The sequence below is a fragment of the Mycobacterium sp. 1165178.9 genome, from assembly GCF_001673555.1.
In the GTDB taxonomy this organism is placed as follows: Bacteria; Actinomycetota; Actinomycetes; order Mycobacteriales; family Mycobacteriaceae; genus Mycobacterium.
In genome coordinates, this window is sequence record NZ_LZMB01000228.1 from 1 (window position 1) to 8,019 (window position 8,019).

An 8,019-nucleotide genomic window follows, 5' to 3' on the forward strand; every position below is an offset into this window, starting at 1 on the left:
CGGACCTTGTTGCCGTCGGCGAGGCGCCGGGGGTTGGCCCGGTCGGCAAGCGAGTCGACGGTGGCCGCCAGCTGATCACGGGCGACGTCGATGTCCTGCTTGATGGCTTCGGGGTCCCGGTCCGCCACTGTGTCCTCCAAGTCGCCCACTATCCAGCTCCTACACCTGCCCGAACTACCCTAGATCAGCTGGCGGTAACCTCGACGCTCCGGTGAACAGAAAGGTAGTTACCTTGACCGAGACCACGCGGCTTGCACCCGGCGACAAAGCGCCCTCGTTCAGCCTGCCAGACGCCGACGGCAACAAGGTGTCGCTGGCCGACTACAAGGGACGTCGCGTCGTCGTGTACTTCTACCCGGCCGCGTCGACGCCGGGATGCACCAAGCAGGCGTGCGACTTTCGGGACAGCTTGGCCGAGCTCAACGGCGCCGGCCTCGACGTCATCGGGATCTCCCCCGACAAGCCGGAGAAGCTTGCCAAGTTCCGTGACACCGAGAAGCTGACGTTCCCGCTGCTGTCCGACCCCGACCGCAAGGTCCTGACGGCCTATGGCGCCTACGGCGAGAAGCAGATGTACGGCAAGACGGTCACCGGCGTGATCCGCTCCACCTTCGTGGTCGACGAGAAGGGCAAAATCGCGGTCGCGCAGTACAACGTGAAGGCGACGGGCCATGTCGCCAAGCTTCGCCGCGACCTGTCGGTCTAGTGGCGATCGCAAGCGCGGCCAAGCCGGGCGAAGCGGGTCGCCACCATCCGGTCTAGTCAGTCGCCGATGACGGCGGCGTCGGTGTACTCGGTGATGGGCCGCGCGATTCCTTGTTCGTCGCAGATCCGCTGCAGCTTCTCCAGCGTCTGGTCGATCCCCGGCCCAAGCCGCTTGCCGGGGGTGAAGGTCGCCGGAAGGTGCTGCATGCCCTGGATCACGCCGATCGTCCGATAGTGCACCGTGCCCTCGGGGTCGCAGCGATAGTCGGGCATCCGCTCGAGCACCGCCGTGAGCATCGACTTGAACACGACACGTGCGACATTGGAGCCGATGCAGCGGTGGACGCCGAGCCCAAAGCTGAAGTGCCGGTTGTTCTTACGGCTCAGGTCCAACCGATTCGGCTCGGGGAACACCGCGGGGTCGCGGTTGGCCATCGCCCAGGACAACCACAGGCGATCGCCCTCCTTGAACTTCGTGCCCGCAATTTCGAGGTCGGCGGCGATGGTGCGACCGTCGCCCGGAGCGGGCGTGAAGTAACGCAGGAATTCCTCGGTCGCCGAGTCGAGCAGCGTTTCTGATTCCTGCCTCAGCAGTTCGCGCTTTTCGGGATTTTCCCCCAGCCATTCGAGTGCGTGCGCGGTCAGCGCCGTCGTCGTGTCAAAACCTCCGCCGATGATCAAGCTGAGCATTCCGAGCAGTTCGGCGTCGGGAGCGGGTTCGCCGTCGATCTTCAGCCTCGCCAATGCGTCCACTATTCCGGGGCGTGGGTTCTCGCGGATCTCGAGGAGGTGGTTGAACAGGTCCGCCCCCATCGCCATCGTCTGCTCCAAAACCCTTGGGGCGTCCGGGGAATCGGCCGGGGTATAAACGCCGGCGTGGGCCGGCTCGCAATACAGCTGCCACTTCTTCAGCGGAACGCCCATCATCGCCAGAGTCAGGACGGCGGGCACGACGTTCGCGAGGTCGTCGACGAAGTCGATCCGCCCGACTTCGATTTTCTCGTCGATGCTCGCCCGCACGATCTCATCGACAAACGGCTTCCAGCGCTTGACGGCAGCCGGCGACAGATAGGGGTTGAGAATGCTGCGGTAGGCGGAGTGCTCGGGTTCGTCCATCTCGAGCATGCCGCCCCGGACGCCGTTGCCCTGCTTCAGCGTGGGGATCGTGATGCCTTTATAGCCGGTGCCTTCACCCGTCACGTCGTGGTCGTTGGATACGTGCGGGCATCGCGCGAGCTCGAAGACTTCCCGGTTGCCCGCGGCCACCCAATGCCCGTCGTAGGTGTCGGTCCACGCCACCGGGCACCTGGCGTGCATCTCCTCGGTGATCGCGGTGAACCGCTCGCGGTACTCCGGGGTGTGGCGATCAAAGTGGTAACGGTTGGTCTTGCCGGCGTCGCCGGTCAGGGTGTTCTCCGTACTCACGGTGGCGTCTCCTGCGGACGAGTGGCTGCATCTAGAAGCAGTATGCGACGAGACTGCCGGTCTCGTTAAGCATTCTGGCGGTGGAGTTTCCCCTCAGGCCAGGTTGGCAAGCAGCAGCGCTTCGGCGATGGCCGCGCGTTCGAGCACGCCCAGATGCAGGCTCTCGTTGATGCTGTGGGCTTGCGTCGCGGGATCTTCCACGCCGGTGACGAGGATCTTCGCCTGCGGGAACGCCTCGGCGAACTCGGCGATGAACGGGATCGATCCGCCCATGCCCATGTCGATCGGATCGGTCCCCCACCCCTGCCGGAACGCCGCCCGCGCGGCGTCGTACACGCTGCCGCTGGCGTCGATGGCGTAGGGCTCACCAACGTCGCCGCGGGTGACGCTGACGTGTGCGCCCCAGGGCACATGCTCTTGCAGGTGGGCGGTCAACGCGTCCAGGTGCCCCGCGGCGTCCCCGCCCGGCGCGACGCGCATGCTGATCTTGGCCCGCGCCCGTGGGATGAGGGTGTTCGACGCCTTATCGATAGGTGTGGTGTCGATACCGATCACGGTGATCGCCGGTTTGGCCCACAGCCGCTGCGGCGCCGAGCCCGATCCGATCTCGCACACCCCGTCCAGCAGGCCGGAGTCGGCGCGCACCCGCTCGGGCGGGTAATCCACAGCGGCGGCCGTACTTTCGTGCAGGCCGGTGACGGCCACGTTGCCGTCGTCGTCATGCAGGCTTGCCAACAAACGCACCAGCACGCTCAGGGCGTCGGGCACCACGCCGCCCCAAATCCCGGAGTGCAGGCCGTGGTCGAGCGTGGCGACCTCGACAACACAGTCGACCATGCCGCGTAGCGTCACCGTCAGCGCTGGGACTTCGGTACTCCAGTTGTCCGAGTCGGCGATGACGATCACGTCGGCGGCGAGCGCGTCGCGGTGGGCGGCCAACAGCCGGCCCAAGGACGGGGAACCGGATTCCTCCTCGCCCTCGACAAAGACCGTCACGCCCACCGGCGGCCGACCGCCGTGCGCGCGAAACGCTGCCAAATGTGTTGCGATGCCGGCCTTGTCGTCGGCGGTTCCGCGGCCGTAGAGCCGGCCGTCCCGCTCGGTGGGCTCGAACGGCGGCGACACCCACTGGCCGCGGTCCCCCTCGGGCTGCACGTCGTGATGGGCGTACAGCAGCACGGTCGGTGCGCCGGGCGGCGCGGGATGGTGAGCGATGACCGCAGGGGCGCCTCCTTCGCTGACGATGCGTACATCGCCAAAACCGGCCTGTGTCAACAGATCCGCGACGGCCTGCGCGCTGCGGTGTACCTCGTCGCGGCGGCCCGGGTCGGCCCACACCGACTCGATGCGCACCAGGTCTTTTAGATCGCGCCGCACCGATGGCAGCACCTCGCGGACGCGCTCAACCAGATCGCTCATGCCCACGAGGCTAGTCGGCCGCCGTCTCCAAAATGGCCACCGCGGCGGCCGTATCCCCTTCGTGCGTCAGCGACACGTGGATGATCACGTCGGCCAGGTGTTTGGCGATGTCGCCGCTGAGCCGAACCCGGGGTCGGCCCCACATGTCGGTGACCACCTCGATGTCGCGGTGGATGTCCTCCCGCAGCACGGGACGCTGGGCAAACCGCGACCCCGACCAGGCCTTGATTACGGCCTCCTTCGCGGCCCAGCGGGCGGCCAGGTGACGCGCCGCCGACGAACTCTTGTCCGAGGCGTCGCGGCGCTCCCCCGGGGTGAACGTTTCGGAGAAGACGGTTCCCGGTTGATCGACCTGCTCGGCGAAATCAGGAATGGAGACGAGATCGATCCCCACACCGACAATTCCCATGGGTCGCCAGGCTAACGGATGTCCGAGCCCGGCGACGATGCGGTCCGCGCTGCGGACCGCCGAGGAGCCGGGCAATACACCGACGTCATCCGGCGGAGAGCTGGTAAGCCTCGCCGTCACCCAGGCGCGAATTCGGGTTCAGCAGCATCGCCGCCTCCTGACGCTTCTCCGGAACGTCATTGTCGAAGCGACGGTTCGGCGGCCTCTCGTACATCGGCGCGCCGCCGGCGATGGCCGACGCGAGGCGTCGCTGACCGGCCAGCAGGCGTGCGTCCGCACGCCGCTGGTAGTCCGCACGCTGCTCCGGATCGAGCGCGGCGACGAAGGCCTGCGGGTGCACCAGCGCGACCAGCCCCGAAACATGGCCGAACCCAAGGCTGGTCACCAACCCCGCCTTGAGCGGGAACCTGTCCCCGAGTCGCAGCGTCTCGCGCACCCACACGAAGTGGGCCGAGCCGGCCAGTTCGTCGTCGACGCAATCCAGGCTGCGGTTGGGCGGGATCACCCCGTCGCGCAGCATCTGGCACAACCCCATCATCTGGAAGACCGCCGCGCCGCCCTTCGCGTGCCCGGTGAGGCTCTTCTGCGACACCACGAACAGCGGGGCACCCTCGGAACGTCCCAGCGAGTCGGCGAGCCGCTCGTGCAGTTCGGTCTCGTTGGGATCGTTGGCCAGGGTCGACGTGTCGTGCTTGGAGACCACCGCGACGTCGTCGGCGCCCACCCCGAGCTTGGCCAGCGACCGCGCCAGCACCGAATCCTTGCCACCGCGACCGGCGCCCAGTGCGCCCAGCCCCGGCGCCGGGATCGAGGTGTGCACGCCGTCCGCGAACGACTGTGCATAGGCCACCACGGCCAGTACCGGCAGACCCATCTTGAGCGCCAGGTCACCGCGCGCCAGCAGGATCGTGCCGCCGCCCTGTGCCTCGAGGAATCCCAGCCTGCGCCGATCGTTGGGCCGGGAGAACTTTGAGTCGTGAATGCCTCGGCCCCGCATCATGCCGGTGTCGGCCGTGGCCGCCATGTCACCGAAGCCGATGATGGCCTCCAGCGTCAGGTCGTCGAATCCGCCGGCGACCACCAGCTCCGCCTTGCCGAGACGGATCTTGTCGACACCCTCCTCGACCGACACCGCCGCGGTGGCGCACGCGCCCACCGGATGGATCATCGCGCCGTAGCTGCCGACGTAACTCTGAATGACATGCGCGGCAACGACGTTCGGCAGAACTTCCTGCAAGATGTCGTTCGGCTTGCTCCGCCCTAACAAGTTGCCGTGATACATCGTCTGCATCGAGGTCATGCCGCCCATGCCGGTGCCCTGGGTGCTGGCCACCAGGCCTGGGTGCACCCACCGCATCAATTCGGCCGGGGTGAATCCCGACGACAGGAACGCATCGACGGTCGCGACGATGTTCCACAGCGCCACCCGGTCGGTCGAGCTGGCCATGTCCTGGCTGATGCCGAACACGGTCGGGTCGAACCCGGTCGGGATCTGCGCACCAACGGTCCGCGACAGCTTGGTCTTTCGCGGCACCCGAATCTCGGTGCCGGCCTTGCGGATGACCTGCCAGTCGCTGGAGTCGGGCACCGGCCGGATGACCGTGTGTTCCGGGTCGAACTCGACGAAGGCGCGGGCGTCGGTCTCCGAGGACACCACGAATGCGAAGTCCTTATCCAGGAACACCGATACCAGCAGCGGCGCAGCGTGGTCGGGGTCGATCGCGCCGTCGTCGACGAATTCGCGGATGCCGCACCGCTCGACCACGGTGTCGTGGTAGCGCTCGACCAGCTCGGACTCATCGACCAGATCACCGGATTGCGTGTCGTACCAACCGGGTTGGGGGTCGTCCTCCCAACGGATCAGGCCAGTGGTCCAGGCCAGCTCCAGGACGCCCGCCGCCGACAATTCGTTGTCGACCTCCATCTCGAAGCGGGTTCGCGACGAGCCGTAGGGGCCCAGTTCCGCGCCGCCGACGATGACCACCAGGTCGGCCGGGTCGACGTCGAGGTCAGCCCATTCCGGAGGTGGTGCCGGAGCGAATCCGCGCGGCGGAGACGGCAACGCGGCGATGGTGCCCTCGGCCCCGGCGGCCTCGGCCTCGTCCTCCGATGCCGAGGTGGCTTGCTCGCGGGCCTTGGCGGCCAGTTCGGCCATGTCGAGGTTGGCCTCGCCCAGCCCGCCGGTCAGGTCCGCCTTGATCGGCGCCGCGGCCGCGGCGACCTTGGACTCGATGTCGCAGAGCGACAACAACATTGCCGCCATCTCGTCGGTCGAGTACGTCGTGACGCCGGCCTCCTCGACCGCGTCGACGATGGCGTCGTTGTGGCCCATCAACCCGGTGCCGCGGGTCCAGCCGATCAGGGCGTGCGCCAGGCTGACCCGGGCCGCCCACGAAGACTCGGCGTGCCAACGGCTCACCAGGGCGTCCAGCGCCGACTTGGCTTCGCCGTAAGCGCCGTCACCGCCGAACATTCCGCGGTTCGGTGAACCCGGCAGCACCACGTGCAGCCGCGACGCGATGTCGCGCTCGGCGCCGATCTTCGACAGCCCGCCGATCAACCGCTGGACCGCCCACAGCAGCACTTTCATCTCCATCTCGGAGCGAGAGCCGGCCTCGGACAGGTCGCCCGCGACCCGAGGGGCGGCGAACGGGAACAGCAGCGTCGGGGTCTGCGCGTCCTTGATGTGAATCGACTGCGGCCCAAGGCTTTCGGTCTGCTCGGTGCCCACCCATTCGACCAGTGCGTCGATGTCGGAGTAGGACGCCATGTTGGCCGCCACCACCCACAGCGCCGCGCCGAACCGGGCGTGGTCGCGGTAGAGCCCGCGGTAGAACGCCAGCCGCTCGTCGTCGAGCTTGGACGTCGTGGCGATGACCGTGGCACCGCCGTCGAGCAGCCGCCCGATCACCGACGCGGCAATCGAGCCCTTGGATGCGCCCGTCACCACAGCTACTTCGCTGCTGTACGGGCCCGGGTCCGGGTTCTCGGCGCCGGCTGCGATGCGGCCGTACAACGACGCGTGGATCTGGCGGCCCGCAGACAGGGCCTTGCCCTGCCACCAGGTGGCCTGCGTGGCCACGACATGGCCCGCGCCCTCGAATCTTTCGGACAGTTCCACCCAGCGGGCGTCGATGTCGCCCTCGTCGGACAGCCAGAGCTTGACCAGGTCTTCGCGGGCGCTGGCCCACCGGTCGTCGAACAGTACGGCCTTCTTCGACTCGAACACCGGCGCCACCAGCCGTGGCCAGTCGGCACCGAGTTCGGCGGTGACCAGGTCGATGAGCTCGGCATCGGTGGCTGCCGGCGAAGCGCCGACCGGGTCGTCCAGGCCCAGCTGATTGAGCACCAGGCGGGCGGCCGAGGCCAGCACGCCGTCACGGCCGGTGATCTGGTCGGTGAATTCGCCCAATGCGGTGGCGTCGATGGTCGCGCCGCCACTACCGCCCGAAGACGGCAGCGCGACCGCGATGCCACGACGCGCGGCGACGGAAGCGACCGCGGCATCGATCGCCTTGTCGACGGACGCGGCGTCGGCCAGCGCACCTTCGTGCAGGTGACCCATGGCGCCACCCCGGACACTGGTCCCCTCGCGGGTCCCCAGCGCGACCTCGACCGTGACGTGCTTGGCCCAACCCTCGCCCAGTTCCCAGGTCTTCTTGACCCGCTCGGCGATGGCACCGGGCCGCTTGCCCGAGGGCCCCAGCACCGTGCGCAGCTGGTCGTTGATCGCGTCGGAAAGCACAGGGCCGTAAGGCTTGTAGGTACGTGCCAACTTGGTCACCTGCGCGCGCAGCCCGGCCAGGTCGGCTTCGGCGGCGCCGTCGATGGCGCCCAGATTCAGCTCCGAACCCAGGTCCACCAGCAGCTGGTTGCGCCGAGACGAGGCACCGTCGGTGATGGATTCGATGGAGTCCAGCTCCTCGATCTGATCGATGCGCATCTTGGCCGACAGCGCGATCAGCGCGAGTGTGGCGTCGGCGGCATCGAATCCGATGTCGTCCGGTCGGGCCGCACCCGACGGCGCGGTCGGCGCGGCGGCGGGGGCGGGTGCGGCCGAG

Annotated in this window: 6 protein-coding genes; 1 reads left to right on the forward strand and 5 read right to left on the reverse strand. The window is 68.0% G+C overall.

Features of this window, described 5'->3' with window-relative positions:
* A partial coding sequence (locus A5652_RS26620; RefSeq protein WP_156745263.1) for a DUF3618 domain-containing protein occupies positions 1-128 on the reverse strand: 128 nt, incomplete at its 3' end.
* A 104-nt stretch (positions 129-232) separates the two neighbouring features.
* On the opposite strand from A5652_RS26620, the gene bcp reads away from it, so the two are divergent.
* Positions 233-706, forward strand: a complete 474-nt coding sequence (bcp, locus tag A5652_RS10430; protein ID WP_067350222.1) for a thioredoxin-dependent thiol peroxidase — start codon at positions 233-235, stop codon at positions 704-706.
* Positions 707-762: 56 nt separating this feature from the next.
* On the opposite strand, the gene A5652_RS10435 is transcribed toward bcp, so the two are convergent.
* From A5652_RS10435 to A5652_RS10450, 4 genes are all read right to left on the reverse strand, one after another.
* Positions 763-2,130, reverse strand: a complete 1,368-nt coding sequence (locus A5652_RS10435) for a cytochrome P450 (RefSeq protein WP_067350225.1) — start codon at positions 2,128-2,130, stop codon at positions 763-765.
* A 93-nt stretch (positions 2,131-2,223) separates the two neighbouring features.
* Positions 2,224-3,549 (reverse strand): dipeptidase, encoded by a 1,326-nt coding sequence (locus A5652_RS10440; RefSeq protein ID WP_067350228.1) that lies wholly within the window; start codon positions 3,547-3,549, stop codon positions 2,224-2,226.
* Between the two features lie 10 nt (positions 3,550-3,559).
* Positions 3,560-3,958: a holo-ACP synthase gene (locus A5652_RS10445; protein ID WP_067350231.1), complete on the reverse strand. Its 399-nt coding sequence runs from the start codon at positions 3,956-3,958 to the stop codon at positions 3,560-3,562.
* 85 nt (positions 3,959-4,043) lie between these two features.
* Positions 4,044-8,019, reverse strand: a 3,976-nt coding sequence (locus tag A5652_RS10450; RefSeq protein WP_304441770.1) for a beta-ketoacyl synthase N-terminal-like domain-containing protein, incomplete at its 5' end; no start/stop codon positions are given.